Raw genomic sequence first — 17,740 nt, forward strand, 5'->3', positions numbered from 1 at the left:
TGCGCGAAACGTCCAGCGGTAGCCGAACCGTGACCTTCGATCACTTGTGAGGAGCGGCCGGTTGTCCTACCGTTGAGGCTGGAACCGGTTCCCGGCTTCGCCTGCACCACACTCAACGAGGAGATGACATGAGACTCACACGGCATCGCCGTTGGATGGCCCCAGTGGTGGGCGCCGCGGCAGTGGCCCTCGCGCTCACGGCGTGTACCGGCGACATCGCTGAAGAAGACGCAGCCGACGTCGACTGCGGCCCCTACGAGGACTACGGCACGTTCGACGGCGCCGAGGTCACGGTCGGCGGCACCATCCTCGACCTCGAGGCCGACCGGCTGAACGAATCGTGGGCCGACTTCGAGACCTGCACCGGCATCAGCGTCGAATACCAGGGTTCGAGCGAGTTCGAGGCCCAGATCGCGGTGCTCGCCGAAGGCGGCAACGCGCCCGACGTCGGCATCGTGCCGCAGCCCGGACTGCTCGCGCGACTCGCCACGGGCGGCTGGCTCATCCCGGCATCCGAAGCGGTCGAGGCCAACGTCGACGAGTGGTGGTCCGAAGACTGGAAGCAGTACGGCACCCACGAGGGCACCTTCTACGCCGCCCCGCTCATGGCGAGCATCAAGGGCTACGTCTGGTACTCGCCCACGGAGTTCGAGGAGGCCGGCTATGAGATCCCCGAGACGCTCGACGACCTGACGGCGCTCTCCGAGGAGATCGCTGCCGATCACCAGCCCTGGTGCGTCGGCCTCGAGTCGGGTGACGCGACCGGATGGCCCGGCACCGACTGGGTCGAAGATTTCGTGCTCCGCCTGCACGGCCCCGAGGTCTACGACCAGTGGGTGACGCACGAGATCCCGTTCAATGACCCGCGCATCGCCGAGGCATTCGATGCCGTCGGTGCGTACCTCAAGAACCCCGAGATGGTCAACGGCGGCATCGGCGACGTGTCGACGCAGATCGCCCAGTCGTTCCAGGAGGCCGGCCTGCCGATCCTCGACGGAACGTGCTCGCTGCACCACCAGGCTTCGTTCTACGAGACGTTCTGGAACCCCGAGGGCGGTGACGAGGTGGAGGTCGCCTCCGACGGCGACATCTTCGCCTTCCTCCTTCCGCCCGTCGAGGCCGGTGGCGGTCTCAACGTCACGGGCGGCGGCGAGTTCCCGGTCGCGTTCCGCGACGCGGAAGAGGTCGAGGCGTTCCGTGCGTACCTGTCGAGCGACACGTGGGCGAACGAGCGAGTGGGCCTGGGCGGCGTGATCAGCGCGAACAAGGGGCTCGACCCCGAGATCGCGTCGAGCGAGCTGCTCGTGCAGTCGATCGAGATCCTCCAGAATCCCGAGACGACGTTCCGCTTCGACGGATCCGACCTGATGCCCGGCGCCGTCGGTGCCGACTCCTTCTGGAAGGGCATCGTGGCCTGGGTCGGCGGTGAGAGCACAGACCAGGTGCTCAATACCATCGAATCCAGCTGGCCGGCGGGGTAGTAGCGCGCACGGCGCCGAACGCGGGATGATCGAAGGGCGGGGCTGAACACCCCGCCCCTCGTTCACCCGACTTCAACGACGACTCCGATTTTCAATGAAGAACAGTGGGAGGCACGATGACCACGGCTGATCTGCTCGGCAAGCTGCTCCAGGTGGTGATGGGGCTCGCCGTCTTCGCCGCCGTGGTCGGACTCCTCGTCTTCTTCATCGACAAGGCGCCCAAGAAGGGGCGCGACTATTGGCAGCTCGCGGGCTTCCTCCTCCCGGCGATGCTCTTCATCGTCATCGGGCTCATCTACCCGGCGATCCGCACGAGCCTGCTCGCATTCCAGGATCCGAACGGCGCCTGGACCCTCGACAACTTCATCTGGACCTTCACCCAGCCGGCGGCCATCCGCTCACTGATCAACACCATCATCTGGGTGCTGCTCGTGCCGACGATCGCCACGGCGGTCGGGCTCGCCTACGCCGTGTTCATCGACAAGTCCCGCGGTGAGAAGTACTACAAGGTCGTGCTGTTCATGCCGATCGCCATCTCGTTCGTCGGGGCGGGCGTCATCTGGGGCTTCGTGTACGACTACAACGGCGTCGGCGATCAGATCGGCCTGCTGAACGCGATCGTGGTCGCGTTCGGCGGCGAACCCGTGCAGTGGCTGCAGACCGACCCGATCAACACCATCCTGCTCATCGTCGTCATGATCTGGATCCAGACCGGTTTCGCGATGGTGCTGCTCAGCGCCGCCATCAAGGGCGTGCCGACCGAGCAGATCGAGGCGGCCCAGCTCGACGGCACGAACGGGTGGCAGCGCTTCGTGAACGTGACGGTGCCCGGCATCCGTGGTGCGCTCGTGGTCGTGCTCACGACGATCTCGATAGCCACGCTGAAGGTCTTCGACATCGTGCGCACGATGACCGCCGGAAACTTCAACACGAGCGTCATCGCGAACGAGATGTACACGCAGGCATTCCGTGCCAGCGAGGTCGGACGCGGTTCGGCCCTCGCGCTGATCCTGTTCGTGCTCGTGCTCCCGATCGTCATCTACAACGTCAACGTGCTTCGCAAGCAGAGGGAGATCCGATGAGCAGCGTCGCCCCAGTCGACCTCCCGGTCGGCAAAGACCTCGGCTCGCTCGAGGCGACCGAGCGCGCCGAGTACGGCACGAAGAGCGCACGCGTCAAGAAGCGCCTCACGTCGCGCACCGCGACGATCGCGTCGCTCGTCATCGCCGTGCTCTGGACGATCCCGACGTTCGGGCTCCTGATCTCGTCCTTCCGGCCGGCAGAGCTCATCCGCACCACCGGCTGGTGGACCATCTTCGAGAACTGGGGGTTCACGCTCGACAACTACCGCGACGTGCTGCTCTCGACCTCGTCGTCGTCGCCGCAGCTCGGTGCGTACATCGTGAACTCGATCGCCATCGCCGTACTGGCCACGCTGATTCCGCTCACGTTCGCGTCGATGGCGGCCTATGCCTTCGCGTGGATCAGGTTCAAGTGGGTGAACTGGCTGTTCATCCTCGTGTTCGCACTGCAGATCATCCCCCTGCAGATGGCGCTCGTGCCGCTCCTGCAGATCTTCTCCACCTGGCTGCGACCCATGCAGGCCTGGCTGCACGACGTGATCCCGATCATCCCCGAGCAGAACTACCTGCCGCTGTGGCTCGCGCACTCGATGTTCGCGCTCCCGCTCGCGATCTTCCTGCTGCACAACTTCATCGCCGAGATTCCCGGCGATGTCATCGAGGCGGCACGGGTCGACGGCGCGACGCACGGTCAGATCTTCTTCCGCATCGTGCTGCCGCTCGCCACGCCGGCGCTCGCCTCGTTCGCGATCTTCCAGTTCATCTGGGTGTGGAACGACCTGCTCGTCGCCCTCATCTTCTCGGGCGGCACGCAAGACGTCGCGCCACTCACCCAGCGATTGGCCGAGATGGTCGGCACGCGAGGTCAGGACTGGCAGCGACTCACCGCCGCGGCGTTCATCTCGATCGTGATCCCACTCGCCGTGTTCTTCGGCCTGCAGCGCTACTTCGTGCGCGGACTCCTGGCAGGCGCGACGAAGGGGTAGGCCCGCTCCAGAACCGGCAAGGCCGACGGATGCCGCGCGCGGGGGCTCGCGGCATCCGCCATGCGCCGTCCTGAATTGCCAGCGGGGCGTGGGGACGGTGGCAGGGAGAGGTAGGCGGCCGCGCCCGCGCCACGCGCTGAGCGAACGAGCCCGCTGGAGGGGCCCATCTCGGCCGCAGCCGCCGCAGCCCGGCATAGGGTGAATCCATGAGCATGGGCGGCGTTCACGGCGGGGGCGGCGGCACGGGCGGTGCACGCCGCGGGGGCACCGCCGGCGCCGGAGCAACTGCGGCACCGCGCCGGGGCTTCTCGGTCGATGAGCAGGCGCAGCGTGCCGCGAACGCGGAGGCGCCGAAGATCCCGCACCTGCTGCGCCGCATCTCCGAGCTGTTCGCGCCGCACAAGCCGGCGCTCATCACGACCGTCGTGCTCGTGCTCATCGGCGCGGCGCTCAGCGTCATCCCGCCACTGCTCACCCAGCGGGCCTTCGACGACGGCCTGTTCCCCACCGACGGCAGCGGTCCGAACCTCACGGTGCTCTCGTGGATCGTGCTCGCGATGATCGCCGTCTTCATCGTCTCGGCGCTGCTCGGCGTGTGGCAGACGTGGCTCACCGCCACGATCGGCAACAAGGTCATGGGGGCACTGCGCGTGCGCCTCTTCACCCACCTGCAGTCGATGGAGCTCAGCTTCTTCACGCGCACCAAGACCGGCATCATCCAGTCGCGGCTCCAGAACGACGTCGGCGGTGTCGCCGGGGTGCTCACGAACACGGTGTCGAGCGTGCTCGGCAACACCGTCACGGTGATCTCGGCGTTCATCGCGATGCTGATCCTCAACTGGCAGCTGACGATCATCGCGCTCGTCCTGATGCCGTTCATGGTCATCGCCCAGCGCCGGGTGGGACAGGTGCGCGCGCGCATCGCGGGCAAGACGCAGGAGTCGCTCTCGGAGATGACGGCGATCACGCAGGAGACGCTGAGCGTCTCGGGCATCCTGCTCTCGAAGAGCTTCACGCGCCAACGCAGCGAGATCGAGCGCTACGCCGACGAGAACCAGAACCAGATCCGGCTGCAGGTCAGCCAGCAGATGACGGGCCAGTGGTTCTTCGCCATGGTGAACATCTTCATGTCGTCGATCCCGGCCATCGTCTACCTCGTCGCGGGCTGGCTGATCGCGGGCGGGGTGGCGGATGTCACGGCCGGCACGATCGTCGCGTTCACGACCGTGCAGGCGCGGTTGCTGTTCCCGCTGATGGGGCTCATGCGGGTCGCCCTCGACCTGCAGACCTCGAGCGCGCTCTTCGCCCGGATCTTCGAGTACCTCGACCTGAAGCCCGCGATCACGGATGCCCCCGACGCCCGCGACGTGCCGTCGGGCCCCGCGCTCGGCCGCGTCGAGTTCGCGGAGGTGAGTTTCCGCTATCCCGATGCCGACGACGATTCGCGGCCGACGCTCGACGGGGTGAGCTTCTCGATCGAGCCGGGGCAGTTCGCCGCGTTCGTGGGTCCGTCGGGTGCGGGCAAGACGACGGTGTCGTACCTCGTGCCGCGGCTGTACGAGGCATCCGATGGCGCTGTTCGCTTCGCCGGGGTCGACGTTCGCGAGCTCAGCCAGGAGTCGCTCATCTCGCACATCGGCATCGTGAGCCAGGAGACCTACCTCTTCCATGCCACGATCGCCGAGAACCTGCGCTACGCGAGGCCGGATGCCTCCGACGCCGAGCTCGAGGCGGCGGCCCGGGCCGCGAACATCCATGAGACCATCGCCTCGTTCCCCGAGGGCTACGACACGGTCGTCGGCGAGCGCGGCTACCGCCTCTCGGGCGGTGAGAAGCAGCGCATCGCCATCGCGCGGGTGCTGCTGAAGGACCCCGCGGTGCTCGTGCTCGACGAGGCCACCAGTGCGCTCGATACGATCTCGGAGCGGGTGGTGCAGCAGGCGCTCGACGATGCGGCCCGCGGCCGCACGACGATCGCGATCGCGCACCGCCTCTCGACGGTCGTGGCCGCCGACGTCATCTTCGTCGTGGTGGCCGGACGCATCGTCGAGCGCGGCACGCACGCCGAGCTGGTGAGCGCCGAGGGCGTGTACGCGTCGCTCTACCGCCAGCAGGAGGAACGGCCGGTGCTCGAGCTTCCAGCGGTCGAGTAGCGCGCGAGGCTCGAGTGTTCAGCTGCGCTCGGCGAGCAGCCGCTCCATCAGGGCGATCTCAGCGGCCTGGCTCTGGGAGACGGCGCGAGCGAAGCTCACGACGATGTGGTTCGAGGCCCGCTCGAGTGCGGCATCCGCCATCTCGACGGCGCCCCGGTGGTGCGCGATCATCAGCTCGAGGAACAGGCGATCGGCCTCGATCCCCCTGAGGGAGCGCAACTGCTCGATCTGGGCTCGCGTCGCGAGTCCGGGCATCGGCCCGCCGGGCTCATGGCCCGCGTGCGAGTCATGCACCGAGCCGTCGAGGGCGGGCCGCGTCATCCAGGTCATGGATGGCTCGCTGCCCGCTTGCGACAGGTCCCACGCGCTCAGCCAGCCGTAGAGCTGACCCGCCTGCTGCGACTGGGTCGTCGCGATGTCGTAGGCGAGCGTTCGCACCTCGGGGTCGTCGGACACCTCGCGCACGATCATCGCGAGCTCGGTGCCCTGCAGGTGGTGCACCTGCATGTCGCGGGCGAACCCGGCCTCGGCGCTCGTGTCGGCGGGCGTGGCGTCGGGTGTCGGCGCGGCGAGCGTCGAGATGCGGCCGAACGAGAACGCGGCGATCGCGACGACCAGGAGGGCGACGGATGCCGCAACGATCACGGCCGCGCGCCCGGCACCGCTTCCCGCGCGGCGGCCCGGGCTCAGCTCGTCGCGGACGTCGCCCGCGTCGCGCACGTCGCCCTCGTCGCGCACCTCGCGCACGTCGTGCGCGGAGGGGTCGGTGGCGTCGCCGCTCACGACACCTTGCCGGGGGCGTCGAGCCCGCCGGTGCACAGCGCGCCGGGCTCGGGCACGTGCTGGCTCTTCCAGTACTCCTCGAAGAACTCCGCGATGCGCGGGTCGTCGGCGTCCTCGATCTGGAGCTGGGTGTTCCAGCCGCTCAGCACGATGGGGGAAGGGAGTCCGTCGAACGGCGAGAGCACCACGTAGGTCGAGGGCAGCTTGGCGCGCAGTGCCTCGAGCTGACCGTCGCCGAGCGCGGGGTCGTACGTGACCCACAGGGCGCCGTGCTCCAGCGAGTGCGCGGCGTTCTCGTTCGGCACCGGCTGGTCGTAGACGCCGCAGTTCAGCCACACCTGGCTGTGCTCGCCGCCGGCGGGCGGGGTCTGCGGGTAGTCGACCGTGCCCTCGACGTGGAGCGACTCGTTGTCGAAGGTCTCGACGCCGTCGATCTCGACACCCTCGCCGCCGGCACTGTACGCCACGGGTTGCGGCGTCAGCACGATCGCGGTCACGAGCAGGGCGACCACCGCGACGCCGCCCGCCACGGACGACCAGATGGCGATGCGGCGATTGCGCTTGGCACGCGCCTCGCGCTTGCGGAACTCCTCGAGCTTGCGTTCGCGCTCGGCGGCCCGCTTCTCCTTCACGGACTGGGCCTTCTTCACGGCGGGGGGAACGGGCGGGGTCGCGCTCACGCGGGTGGCCTCTCTCGAACGGGACGTCAGGGCAATACGAACGCATGCAGCTGGGAGATTACCGGGTCGGGGCATCCGCTCGCCCGTCTCCATCTCATCGACCGGCTCGGCGAGCACGGAAACGGATAGAGTTGGCGACGTGATCCTCTCGCTGTGTTGTCGTTGACGCCGACGTCGACCGACCCCCACACCTGATCGTTCGCCGCTCGCCACCCGCCCACGAAGCGGCCGAGCAGACAAGCAAGGACACCGCATGAAGTACGCAGAGACGATCGTCGACCTCGTCGGCGACACCCCGCTCGTGAAGCTCCAGCGCGTCACCGAGGGGGTGACCGATGCCACGGTGCTCGTGAAGCTCGAATACTTCAACCCGGGCGGCTCCTCGAAAGACCGCATCGCCGAGCGCATCATCGACGCCGCCGAGCGCGAGGGCAAGCTCAAGCCGGGCGGCACCATCGTCGAGCCCACGTCGGGCAACACCGGGGTCGGGCTGGCGCTCATCGCGCAGCAGCGCGGCTACCGCTGCGTGTTCGTGTGCCCCGACAAGGTCGGCGAAGACAAGCGCAACGTGCTCACCGCCTACGGCGCCGAGGTCGTCGTGACCCCCACGGCGGTCGCGCCCGACAGCCCCGAGTCGTACTACGGCGTCTCCGACCGGCTCGCCCGCGAGATCCCGGGCGCGTTCAAGCCCGACCAGTACTCCAACCCCAACGGGCCCCGCTCGCACTACCAGACCACCGGCCCCGAGATCTGGCGCGACACCGACGGCAAGATCACGCACTTCGTCGCCGGCGTCGGCACGGGCGGCACGATCACCGGCACCGGGCGCTACCTGCGTGAGGTGTCCGACGACCGGGTGCGCATCATCGGCGCCGACCCCGAGGGATCCGTGTACTCCGGCGGCACCGGCCGCCCCTACCTCGTCGAGGGCGTCGGCGAAGACTTCTGGCCGACGGCGTACGACCCCGCGGTGCCGCACGAGATCATCGCCGTCAGCGACGCCGAGTCGTTCGACATGACGCGCCGCCTCGCACGCGAGGAGGGCATCCTCGTCGGCGGGTCGAGCGGCATGGCCGTGGTCGCGGCGCTCAAGGCCGCGGCATCCGCCGGCCCCGACGACGTGTTCGTCGTGCTCCTGCCCGACGGCGGCCGCGGCTACCTCGGCAAGATCTTCAACGACAAGTGGATGCGCGCCTACGGGTTCTCGAACGCGCCCGCCGGTCACACGATCGCCGAGCTCCTCGCCGCGAAGGCCGACCGCATCGAGCCTCTCGTGTACGTGCACCCGAACGACACGGTGCGCGAGGCGATCGACCGCATGACCGAGACGGGCGTCTCGCAGCTGCTCGTGCTCTCGGCCGAGCCGCCCGTCGTGCTCGGCGAGGTCACGGGCGCCCTGCACGAGGCCGAGCTCCTCGACCTCGTCTTCTCCGGGCAGGCGAAGCTCACCGACAAGGTGACGAGCGTCGTGGGCGAGCCGCTGCCGCTCATCGGGGTCAATGAGCCCGTGGCATCCGCCCGCTCCGCGTTCTCGACGGCGCCCGCGATGCTCGTGACCGACGGCGGCAAGGCGCTCGGGGTCATCACCCGCACCGACCTGCTCTCCTACCTCTCGGCCTGACCGGCCGAACGGACCACCCGGAAGGCACCGCACCATGCTGCACGACGACGCACGCTTCGACACCCGCGCCATCCACGCCGGCCAGGGGTTCGACCCCACCACCGGCGCGGTGATCCCGCCCGTGTACCTCACCTCCACGTACGTGCAAGACGGCATCGGCGGCCTTCGCGGCGGCTACGAGTACTCGCGCGGCGGCAACCCCACGCGAACGGCGCTCGAGACGCAGCTCGCGGCGCTCGAGGGCGGCATCCGCGGCCTCTCGTTCGCGTCGGGCCTCGCCGCTGAAGACGCGCTGCTGCGCACCGTGCTCGCGCCCGGCGACCACGTCGTCATCGGCAACGACGTGTACGGCGGCACGCACCGGCTCGTCCGCAAGATCTTCGGTGCCTGGGGCATCCGGCACACGACCGTCGACACGAGCGATCTCGATGCCGTGCGCGAAGCGATCGAGCTCGGCACCACGAAGGTGCTCTGGGTCGAGACGCCGTCGAACCCGCTCATGAAGATCTCGGATGTCGCGGCGCTCGCCGAGCTCGGCGATGAGGCCGGCGTGCTCGTCGTCGTCGACAACACCTTCGCGTCGCCCGCGCTGCAGCAGCCGATCGCGCTCGGCGGGCACGTGGTCGTGCACTCGACCACGAAGTACCTCGGCGGTCACTCCGACATCGTCGGCGGCGGGCTGGTGTTCGCCGCAGGGCAGGAAGAACTCGCCGAGCGCGTGACCTTCACGCAGTTCGCCGCCGGCGCGGTCTCGAGTCCGTTCGACGCCTTCCTCACCTCGCGCGGCATCAAGACCCTCGGAATCCGCATGCAGCGGCACAGCCAGAACGCCCTCGCCATCGCTCGGCGACTCGAGGAGCACGCCGGCATCGAGCACGTCTACTACCCCGGACTCGAGTCGCACCCGGGGCACGGACTCGCGGCCCGTCAGATGTCGGGCGGTTTCGGCGGCATGATCTCGATCTCGCTCGCCGGGGGACCCGGGGCGGCGCGGCGCTTCGCGGAGTCGACGTCGCTGTTCCAGCTCGCCGAGTCGCTCGGCGGCGTCGAATCGCTCGTGAACTACCCCTCCGAGATGACGCACGCATCGGTGAAGGGCACCGAGGCCGAGGTGCCCGAGTCCGTCGTGCGCCTCTCGGTCGGCATCGAGGACGTCGACGACCTGCTCGACGACATCGACGGGGCGCTCGCGCAGCTATAGGGGCATCCGATCGCTCCCGGTCGCTCCAGGGCCCCTGAGTGGGAGAATGGAGGCAGCGGCGTGCGGCACGTCACCGGCGCCGAGGAGATGATCTCCATGGTCTGGTTCTGGGTCACCCTCATCATCGTGGGCGTGCTCGTGATCGTGCTGTTCTTCATGTCGGTGCGCATCGTGAAGCAGTACGAACGCGGTGTCGTGCTGCGGTTCGGCCGCCTGCACAACGTGCGCGAGCCGGGCATCCGGTTCATCATCCCGATCGTCGACGTGATGACGAAGGTGTCGCTGCGCATCGTCACGCTGCCGATCCAGTCGCAGGGCATCATCACGCAGGACAACGTGAGCGTCGGCGTCTCGGCGGTCGCCTATTTCCGCATCGTCGACCCCGTGAAGTCGGTGATCGCGATCGAGAACGTGCACTCGGCGATCGACCAGATCGCGCAGACGACGCTCCGCAAGGTGGTCGGCCAGCACCACCTCGACGAGACGCTCGCGGAGACCGCGAAGCTCAACGCGAACATCCGCGAGATCCTCGACGTGCTGACCGTCGACTGGGGCGCCGAGGTCACGCTCGTCGAGCTCAAGGACATCCTGCTGCCCGACTCGATGAAGCGCGCCATGGCGAAGCAGGCGGAGGCGGAGCGCGAGAAGCGCGCGAAGATCATCGCGGCAGAGGGCGAGGCACTCGCGGCGGCGCAGCTCGGCGTCGCGTCGGACACGATGATGGGGCATCCGCTCGCCCTGCAACTGCGAACGCTGCAGACGCTCGTCGAGGTCGGCGTCGACAAGAACACGCTCGTGCTGTTCCCCGCTCCGCTCCTGGCGTCGATCGGGGAGATCACGAACTTCCTCGATCGTGAGGCGGCGACGGCGCAGGTGCGCCGGGCGTGACCGGCGGCGTGCGACCGGTGTGAACCGGGTGCGCTTCGGGCGTGACCGTCGACTTGACGGTGGCAGGATGTCGACGAACCCTGTCAATCCTGCCATCGCCGCATGTCGGCGGGATGCCCCAGAATGAGCGGGTGACTTCGAACAACACCGACGCGGCCGAGGGCCGGCAGCACCACGGGGGCAGCCTCGGCCTCGTGCAGGGCACGGCGCTCTACATCGCGAGCGTACTGGGCACCGGCATCCTCGTGCTGCCCGGTCTCGCGGCCGCTGCAGCGGGCCCTGCATCGATCGTCGCGGTGGCGGCCGTGCTCGTGCTCTCGATCCCGCTCGCCGGCACCTTCGCCGCGCTCGCTGCACGCTACCCCGACGCGGGCGGCGTGGCGAGCTTCGTGCGCCGGGCGCTCGGCGGCACCGCCGCCCGCATGACGGGCTACTGGTTCTTCTTCGGCGTGTGCGTGGGCGCGCCCGTGCTCGCGGTCCTCGGCGGCGAATACGTCGTCGCCGTGCTCGGGGTCGACCGGTCGGCCGTGCCGATCATCGGGTTCGCCGTCTTCGTGCCGCCGTTCATCGCCAACTGGTTCGGCGTGCGCGTGGCCGGGTGGGTGCAGTTCGTGCTCACGGGGCTGCTGCTCACGGTCGTGGTCGGCGTCGTCGCCATCACGTTCCCGGCGGTCGACGCCTCCAACTTCGAGCCGTTCCTGCCCAACGGCTGGGCGGGCGTCGGCGTCGCGATCAGCCTGTTCGTGTGGGCGTTCGCCGGCTGGGAGGTCGGCACCCACATCGCCGGCGAGTTCAGGAATCCGCGGCGCACCATCCCGATCGCGACCGCGATCGCCGTGGTCGTCGTGGGCGCAGGCTACCTCGCCCTCCAGTTCGTGACGGTCGCCGTGCTCGGCGACCGCGCCGGTGAGGGCCAGGTGCCGCTGCTCGACCTCGTCGAGACCACCGCGCCCGGCGTCGGGCCGGTCATCATCGCGGCCGTCGCGGCGATCGTCACCTTCGGCGTCATGAACGCCTACCTGCCGGCCTTCGGCAAGCTCGGGGCCGCCCTCGGCCGCGACGGCGACCTGCCCCGGTTCTTCGCGAAGGGCGCCGCCGACGGCGAGGTGCCGCGTCGTGCGCTCGCGCTCACCGGCGTGCTCATCGTCATCTACTTCGGCCTCATGCTGCTCAACGACCTCGACCTCTCGGGGTTCATCCTCATCCACACGAGCAACATGGTCGCCATCTACGCCGCGGGCATGCTCGCCGCGACGCTGCTGCTCGAGCGCTGGTCGTTCGGGTGGTGGCTCGCGGTGGTCGCGACCATCATGACGGCCGGGCTGCTCGTGCTCGCATGGGCGAACCTCGTCGTGCCGCTCGTGCTCGCGGTCGCCGCGGTGACCGTGACGATCGTGCGCCGGGTGCGGTCGCGTCGCCGCGGGGCCGACGCGGTGGTCGCTCCCGGTTCCCCTGCGGCTCCCGAGCCGGCGCCCGCGCTTGCTCCCGTTTCGGCGACGTCACTCGACGCCTCCGCCGACCTCGTCGGTGCGCACACGGCACCGGCGCGCGCTCCGCTCGCCGCCCGCCGCTCGACCCCGACGTCCGCCGCGACCAAGCCAGAGGACACCGAATGACCGAGTACCGCGCCCACTTCGACGCCCAGATCGACTTCGCCAACGGAGGCGGCCTGCGCGCCGAGGCCTTCCGGCTCGACCTGCCGTCGGCCGACCTCGGCGAGGCGCAGATCGGCGAGCTCCTCGTGCGCCACCTCGGGCTCACGCTCGTCGGCTCGGTCGCGCTCTCGAACCTCGAGATCGTCGAAGAGCCGCACCGCGGGTCGCGCGGCGTGGGCGATCCCGGCACCGGCGTGGCGGCGGCATCCGTCGGTCGGTCTGCGGAGCGCGGCGAGCTCATCGACCTCAGCCACACCATCAGCGCCGGGCTCGTGACCTACCCCGGCATCCCCGCGCCGACCATCACCCCGCACCTCACCCGAGAGGCCTCGCGCGAGCACTATGCGCCCGGCACCGAGTTCGAGATCGACGTCATCCACCTCGCGGGCAACACCGGCACATACCTCGACAGCCCGTTCCACCGCTACGCCGACGGCGGCGACCTCGCGAGCCTGCCGCTCGACACGCTCGTCGGCGTGCCGGCCGAGGTGTTCCGGTTGACGGATGCCTCGACGCGCGGCATTCCCGCCGAGGTGTTCTTCGACCGTGAGCTCGCCGGCTCCGCCGTGCTGCTGCACACCGGCTGGAGTCGCCACTTCGGTCGCCCCGAGTACGCGCACGGGTCGCCGTTCCTCACCGAGGCCGGCGCCCGGCACCTCGCCGACGCGGGGGTCGCCCTCGTCGGCATCGACGCGCTGAACATCGACGACACCGAGTCGGGCGGCGAACGCCCGGCGCACTCGATCCTGCTCGCCGCGGGCATCCACGTCGTCGAGCACCTCACGGCGCTCGAGCGCGTCCCCGTGCGCGGAGCGCGGTTCACGGCGGTGCCGCCGCGCGTCGACGGGTTCGGCACGTTCCCCGTGCGGGCGTTCGCCGAGGTGCCGGCCGGCTGAGTGGCCGCCGCCGTGCGTCGGCTGTGCGTCTGACCGCGAGCGGCCGTTGCGGTGGCATCCGTCGCGCTCGTGCGTGAGGATGGAGCAATGAGCGCACCCGCGTACTCCCTCCGCGACGGCAACTCCATCCCGGCGATCGGGCTCGGCACCTACGGCCTGAACGACCAGAAGGGCATCGAGGCCATCGTGTCGGGCATCGCCGACGGGTACCGGCTCATCGACACCGCCTACATCTACGGCAATGAAGACGTCGTCGGCGAGGCGGTTCGGCGCACCGACGTCGACCGCAGCGACCTCATCATCACCACGAAGCTGCCGGGCCGGCACCACGGGTTCGACGAGACGGTCGCGAGCTTCGAGGAGTCGCGGCGCCGCCTCGACCTCGACTGGGTCGACCTGTACCTCATCCACTGGCCGCTGCCGCGCATCGACAAGTACGTCGACAGCTGGCGGGCGATGATCTCACTTCGCGAGAAGGGCCTCGTGCGCTCGATCGGCGTCTCGAACTTCACGCCGGCGATGCTCACGCGACTCATCGACGAGACCGGCGTCGTGCCGGTCGTCAACCAGATCGAGCTGCACCCGTACTTTCCACAGCCCGAGCTACGTGCCTTCCACGACGAGCACGACATCCGCACCGAGAGCTACACCCCGCTCGGCAAGGGCACCGAACTGCTCAGCGAGCCGGCCATCACGGCGATCGCCGCCGAGCACGGCGTGACGCCGGCGCAGACGGTGCTCCGCTGGCATGTCGAGCTCGAGGCCGTGCCGATCCCGAAGTCGGCAGATTCCGCGCGTCGCCGTGAGAACCTCGACGTGTTCGGGTTCTCGCTCACGACCGAGGAGGTCGACGCGATCTCAGCGCTCGCCCGCGGACGCATCGGTGGCGACCCCGAGTCCAGGGAGGAGCTCTGAGCCGGGGCATCCATTCGTTTGACCTCAAGCCCGCTTGAGGTCATAGGCTCGATCGAGTGAGCGAATCGACGACGGAACCCGGCCAGACGACCACCGAGCCTGAACGGCCGGCGGTACCGCGCGGCGGACCGCTCGCGCTGCCCTACCGCTGGCTCTCGATCGGCATGTTCTCGCTGATCTTCCTCGCGGCGTTCGAGGCGATGGCCGTCACCACCGTGATGCCGCTCGTCGCCCGTGACCTCGACGGGGTCGCCCTCTTCGCGCTCGCCTTCGCGGTTCCGCTCGCCGCGGGCATCATCGGCATGGTGCTCGCCGGCAACTGGACCGACCGATCGGGCCCGCTGCCGTCGCTGATCACGTCAGCCGTGCTCTTCGTGGTGGGCCTGCTCATCGCGGGCACCGCGGTGAACATGGAGGTGTTCATCATCGGCCGGTTCGTGCACGGCCTCAGCGGCGCCGCCGTCATCGTGCCGCTCTACGTCATCGTCGCGCGCGTCTATCCCGAGGCCATTCGTGCGCGGGTGTTCGCCGGGTTCGCCGCCGCATGGGTGATCCCGTCGATCATCGGGCCCGCCCTCGCCGGCCTCGTCGCCGAGAGCCTGAGCTGGCACTGGGTGTTCCTCGGCGTCATCGCCCTCGTCGTGCCGGCCGCCGCGATGATGGTGCCCCCCATCCTGCGGGTGCGCGACCAGGTGCGGGGCGACCCGACCGTGCCGTGGAGCCTGGGCCGGGTCGGATGGTCGGTGCTCACCGCCGCGGCCGCCCTCGCGCTCTCGCTCTCGAAGGAGCTCGACGAGCCGTGGCGCTGGGTGATCGCGGTCGTCGCGGTGGCGCTCGTCGTGGTGGCGGTGCGCCCGCTCATGCCGGCCGGCACCCTGCGCGCCGCCCGAGGGCTGCCCGCCACGGTGCTGCTCCGGCTCATCGTCGCCGGCGCGTTCTTCGGCAGTGAGATCTACCTGCCGTTCCTGTTCATCGAGCGCTACGAGTTCTCGCCGAGCCTTGCCGGGGCGGTGCTCACCGGCGCCGGCGTCTCGTGGGCCGCGGCGTCGTGGCTGCAGGGCCGCCTCGGCGACCGGGTGTCGAACACCCAGTCGGTGCAGATCGGAGCGGCGTTGCTGGCCCTCTCGCTCGTCGTCGTGCTGCTCGTCGCCGGGTTCACGCTCTCACCGGTGATCGCGTTCGTCGCCTGGACCTTCGCCGGCGGTGCGATGGGCTTCATGTACCCGCGGTTCTCGGTGGCGGTGCTGAGCCTCTCGCCGGTGTCGTCCCAGGGGTTCAACAGCGCCGCCCTGTCGATCGGCGAGTCGCTCGGAGCATCCGTGGCCCTCGCCTTGACGGCACTCGTGGCGAGCGCGGTCGTGGGCGGCGCGTTCACCGCGGAGTTCGCGGTCAGCGTGGCCATCGCCGTCGTCGCGGTCGTGCTCGCGTCGCGCGTGCGGCCTCGCGACGAGGCATCCGCTCGCTCGTAGCTCAGGCGCCGGGGCCGAGGCTGGGGCCGGAGTCGTCTGCGGGTCCGGCGGCCGGCGGTGCCGGTGCGCGTTCGCTGCGGCCGAGGAGGAACTCGAGCAGCGGCACCGCGTCGTCTTCGAGCAGGGGTCCGCGGCCGAATGCCCACCCGGCGTCGCGGGCACGCAGCGTGTGCCCCGAGATGACGGCGCGGATCGGCGTCGGCGCCTTCGCCGCGAGGTAGAGGGCCACGGCGCCGCTGGATCGCGGGGGCAGGTCGGCGACGGCGTCGAGCTCGCGCGCGAGCTCGAGGTAGGCGGCGACGGCGCGGGCGAGGACGCGCACCGAGGTCGTGCGGCCGGTTCGCGTCTCCTGGGCGAGTGCACGCATGCTCTCGGGGGAGCCGTCGAGCTGATCCGGCGCGGCGCGGAAGCGCCGGGAGCGCATCGCGCGTGCGAAGTCGGTGGCGAGGAACTCACGCGTCGCCTCGCCGATGTCGGCCGTCTCGAGGAGCACGGCGGCGCGGCCGATGACATCGGCGGCGGCGTTGCGCCAGTCGGAGGTGACGTCCGATTCGTCGGGCTGATCGTGCCACGAGAGCGGGAGGTCTCGCATGAAGTCGGCCATCTGGCCCCTCCTCGACGTGTGGGTTCGTCCGCGAGTGCGGGTGTGCCAGCACGATACCGCGGTGAGCGTCGCCCCGCCGCGGGCGGGTGCCATTCGCGCTTCGGTGGGCTGCGGCATCCGATGTGACCGTCACATGAGTGACAGTCACATTCCGCTGGACGACATGCATAATAGATTCGCCGGTGTGTGTGACCGTGAACATGCCGAGAACGTGATCGAGGGTTCGTGTCAGAGGAGCCGCAGCGGGGCCGCGCCCCGAGCATCCGCGATGTGGCGCGCCTCGCGGGGGTCTCGCACCAGACCGTGTCGCGGGTGCTGAACCATCACCCCAGCATCCGGCCCGAGACGAAGCAGCGCGTGCTCGACATCATGGCCGAGCTCCAGTACAAGCCGAACCGCGCCGCCCGCGCGCTCGTCACGAGTCGCTCGCGCACCATCGGCATCCTCTCGGCATCGAGCACGCAGTACGGTCCCGCGTCGAGCATCGCCGCGATCGAGGCGGCCGCGCGCGCCTCCGGCTACTGGGTGAGCACCGCGAACATCGAATCGTCGGATGCCGCGACGATCGCCGACGCCCTCGCCCACCTGGCCGCGCAGGGCATCGAGGGACTCGTCGTCATCGCGCCGCAGGTGCGGGTCTTCGACACCCTCGCGTCGCTCTCGATCGACGTGCCGTACGTGACGATGCAGTCGACCGGGCGCGACCCCGACCACGCCCTCTCGGTCGACCAGATCGCGGGCGCCCGCATCGCGACGCGGCACCTCATCGACCTCGGCCACCGCGGCATCTACCACCTCGCCGGCCCGCAGGACTGGATCGAGGCCGAGGCGCGCATGCGCGGCTTCCTCGACGAGATGAGCGCTCAGGACGTGCCGACGACCGCGCCGATCCTCGGTGACTGGACCGCGGAGTTCGGCTACTACGCCGGCCGCGAGCTGCTCACCGTGCGCGACTTCACCGCGATCTTCTCGTCGAACGACCAGATGGCGCTCGGCCTCATGCACGCGATCCGCGACGCCGGGCTCGAGATCCCGCGCGACGTGTCGATCATCGGCTTCGACGACATCCCCGAGGCGGCGCACTTCTGGCCGCCGCTCACGACCGTTCGCCAGGACTTCGCGGAGCTCGGGCGCCGCTGCGTGGCGCTGCTTCTCGGCGACCTCGACCCCGCGGCGCCCGACTACCGCGGCACGATCGTGCCCGAACTCATCGTGCGCGCCTCCACGGGCGCCCCGGCGTTCTGAAACCGGCGGGCTCCCGCCCGGGCGACGCATGCCGCGCGCGACGCTGCCCGGGCCGCTCCACCGCCGGGGCGTCGGGGCCGG

Annotated in this window: 15 protein-coding genes; 12 read left to right on the forward strand and 3 right to left on the reverse strand. The window is 69.8% G+C overall.

Annotated features, from left to right (window positions below):
- Positions 1-128: 128 nt before the first annotated feature.
- The 4 genes from QFZ26_RS11840 to QFZ26_RS11855 all read left to right on the forward strand — a co-directional run bounded on the left by QFZ26_RS11840 (position 129) and on the right by QFZ26_RS11855 (position 5,702).
- Entirely contained in the window at positions 129-1,481 is a 1,353-nt protein-coding gene (locus QFZ26_RS11840) for an ABC transporter substrate-binding protein (RefSeq protein ID WP_307042321.1), read from the forward strand.
- A gap of 116 nt (positions 1,482-1,597) precedes the next feature.
- Positions 1,598-2,563 (forward strand): carbohydrate ABC transporter permease, encoded by a 966-nt coding sequence (locus QFZ26_RS11845; protein ID WP_307042323.1) that lies wholly within the window; start codon positions 1,598-1,600, stop codon positions 2,561-2,563.
- Positions 2,560-3,549, forward strand: a complete 990-nt coding sequence (locus QFZ26_RS11850; RefSeq protein WP_307042325.1) for a carbohydrate ABC transporter permease — start codon at positions 2,560-2,562, stop codon at positions 3,547-3,549. Before QFZ26_RS11845 ends, QFZ26_RS11850 begins: the two co-directional genes overlap by 4 nt.
- 212 nt (positions 3,550-3,761) lie before the next feature.
- On the forward strand, positions 3,762-5,702 hold the full coding sequence (locus QFZ26_RS11855) for an ABC transporter ATP-binding protein (RefSeq protein WP_307045062.1): 1,941 nt from the start codon (positions 3,762-3,764) through the stop codon (positions 5,700-5,702).
- 18 nt (positions 5,703-5,720) lie between these two features.
- On the opposite strand, the gene QFZ26_RS11860 is transcribed toward QFZ26_RS11855, so the two are convergent.
- Positions 5,721-6,485, reverse strand: a complete 765-nt coding sequence (locus QFZ26_RS11860; protein ID WP_307042327.1) for a DUF305 domain-containing protein — start codon at positions 6,483-6,485, stop codon at positions 5,721-5,723.
- Entirely contained in the window at positions 6,482-7,165 is a 684-nt protein-coding gene (locus QFZ26_RS11865; RefSeq protein ID WP_307042329.1) for a DUF3105 domain-containing protein, read from the reverse strand. The genes QFZ26_RS11860 and QFZ26_RS11865 overlap by 4 nt, the downstream gene beginning before the upstream one ends.
- A gap of 253 nt (positions 7,166-7,418) precedes the next feature.
- Between QFZ26_RS11865 and QFZ26_RS11870 the strand changes: the two genes are divergently transcribed.
- The 7 genes from QFZ26_RS11870 (at position 7,419) to QFZ26_RS11900 (ending at position 15,810) form a co-directional block, all read left to right on the forward strand.
- A complete protein-coding gene (locus QFZ26_RS11870) occupies positions 7,419-8,786 on the forward strand; it encodes a cystathionine beta-synthase (protein WP_307042331.1) in 1,368 nt (455 codons plus the stop codon).
- Between the two features lie 34 nt (positions 8,787-8,820).
- Positions 8,821-9,987, forward strand: coding sequence for a cystathionine gamma-synthase (locus QFZ26_RS11875; protein ID WP_307042333.1), 1,167 nt, complete (start codon positions 8,821-8,823; stop codon positions 9,985-9,987).
- 60 nt (positions 9,988-10,047) lie between these two features.
- The gene (locus QFZ26_RS11880) at positions 10,048-10,875 is read left to right on the forward strand and encodes a slipin family protein (RefSeq protein ID WP_307042335.1); all 828 of its coding nucleotides are present in this window, start codon (positions 10,048-10,050) and stop codon (positions 10,873-10,875) included.
- A gap of 131 nt (positions 10,876-11,006) precedes the next feature.
- Positions 11,007-12,491, forward strand: coding sequence for an APC family permease (locus QFZ26_RS11885; RefSeq protein WP_307042337.1), 1,485 nt, complete (start codon positions 11,007-11,009; stop codon positions 12,489-12,491).
- Positions 12,488-13,426: a cyclase family protein gene (locus QFZ26_RS11890; RefSeq protein WP_307042339.1), complete on the forward strand. Its 939-nt coding sequence runs from the start codon at positions 12,488-12,490 to the stop codon at positions 13,424-13,426. The genes QFZ26_RS11885 and QFZ26_RS11890 overlap by 4 nt, the downstream gene beginning before the upstream one ends.
- Before the next feature lie 87 nt (positions 13,427-13,513).
- Positions 13,514-14,341: an aldo/keto reductase gene (locus QFZ26_RS11895; RefSeq protein ID WP_307042341.1), complete on the forward strand. Its 828-nt coding sequence runs from the start codon at positions 13,514-13,516 to the stop codon at positions 14,339-14,341.
- A gap of 56 nt (positions 14,342-14,397) precedes the next feature.
- Positions 14,398-15,810, forward strand: a complete 1,413-nt coding sequence (locus QFZ26_RS11900) for an MFS transporter (protein WP_307042344.1) — start codon at positions 14,398-14,400, stop codon at positions 15,808-15,810.
- Between the two features lies 1 nt (position 15,811).
- Here the strand turns inward: QFZ26_RS11900 and QFZ26_RS11905 are convergent, their stop codons facing one another.
- A complete protein-coding gene (locus QFZ26_RS11905; protein ID WP_307042346.1) occupies positions 15,812-16,414 on the reverse strand; it encodes a hypothetical protein in 603 nt (200 codons plus the stop codon).
- Positions 16,415-16,639: 225 nt separating this feature from the next.
- On the opposite strand from QFZ26_RS11905, the gene QFZ26_RS11910 reads away from it, so the two are divergent.
- A complete protein-coding gene (locus QFZ26_RS11910) occupies positions 16,640-17,659 on the forward strand; it encodes a LacI family DNA-binding transcriptional regulator (RefSeq protein WP_307042348.1) in 1,020 nt (339 codons plus the stop codon).
- The last annotated feature ends 81 nt before the right edge of the window (positions 17,660-17,740 follow it).

The organism is Agromyces ramosus, assembly GCF_030817175.1.
GTDB classification, from domain to species: Bacteria; Actinomycetota; Actinomycetes; order Actinomycetales; family Microbacteriaceae; genus Agromyces; species Agromyces ramosus_A.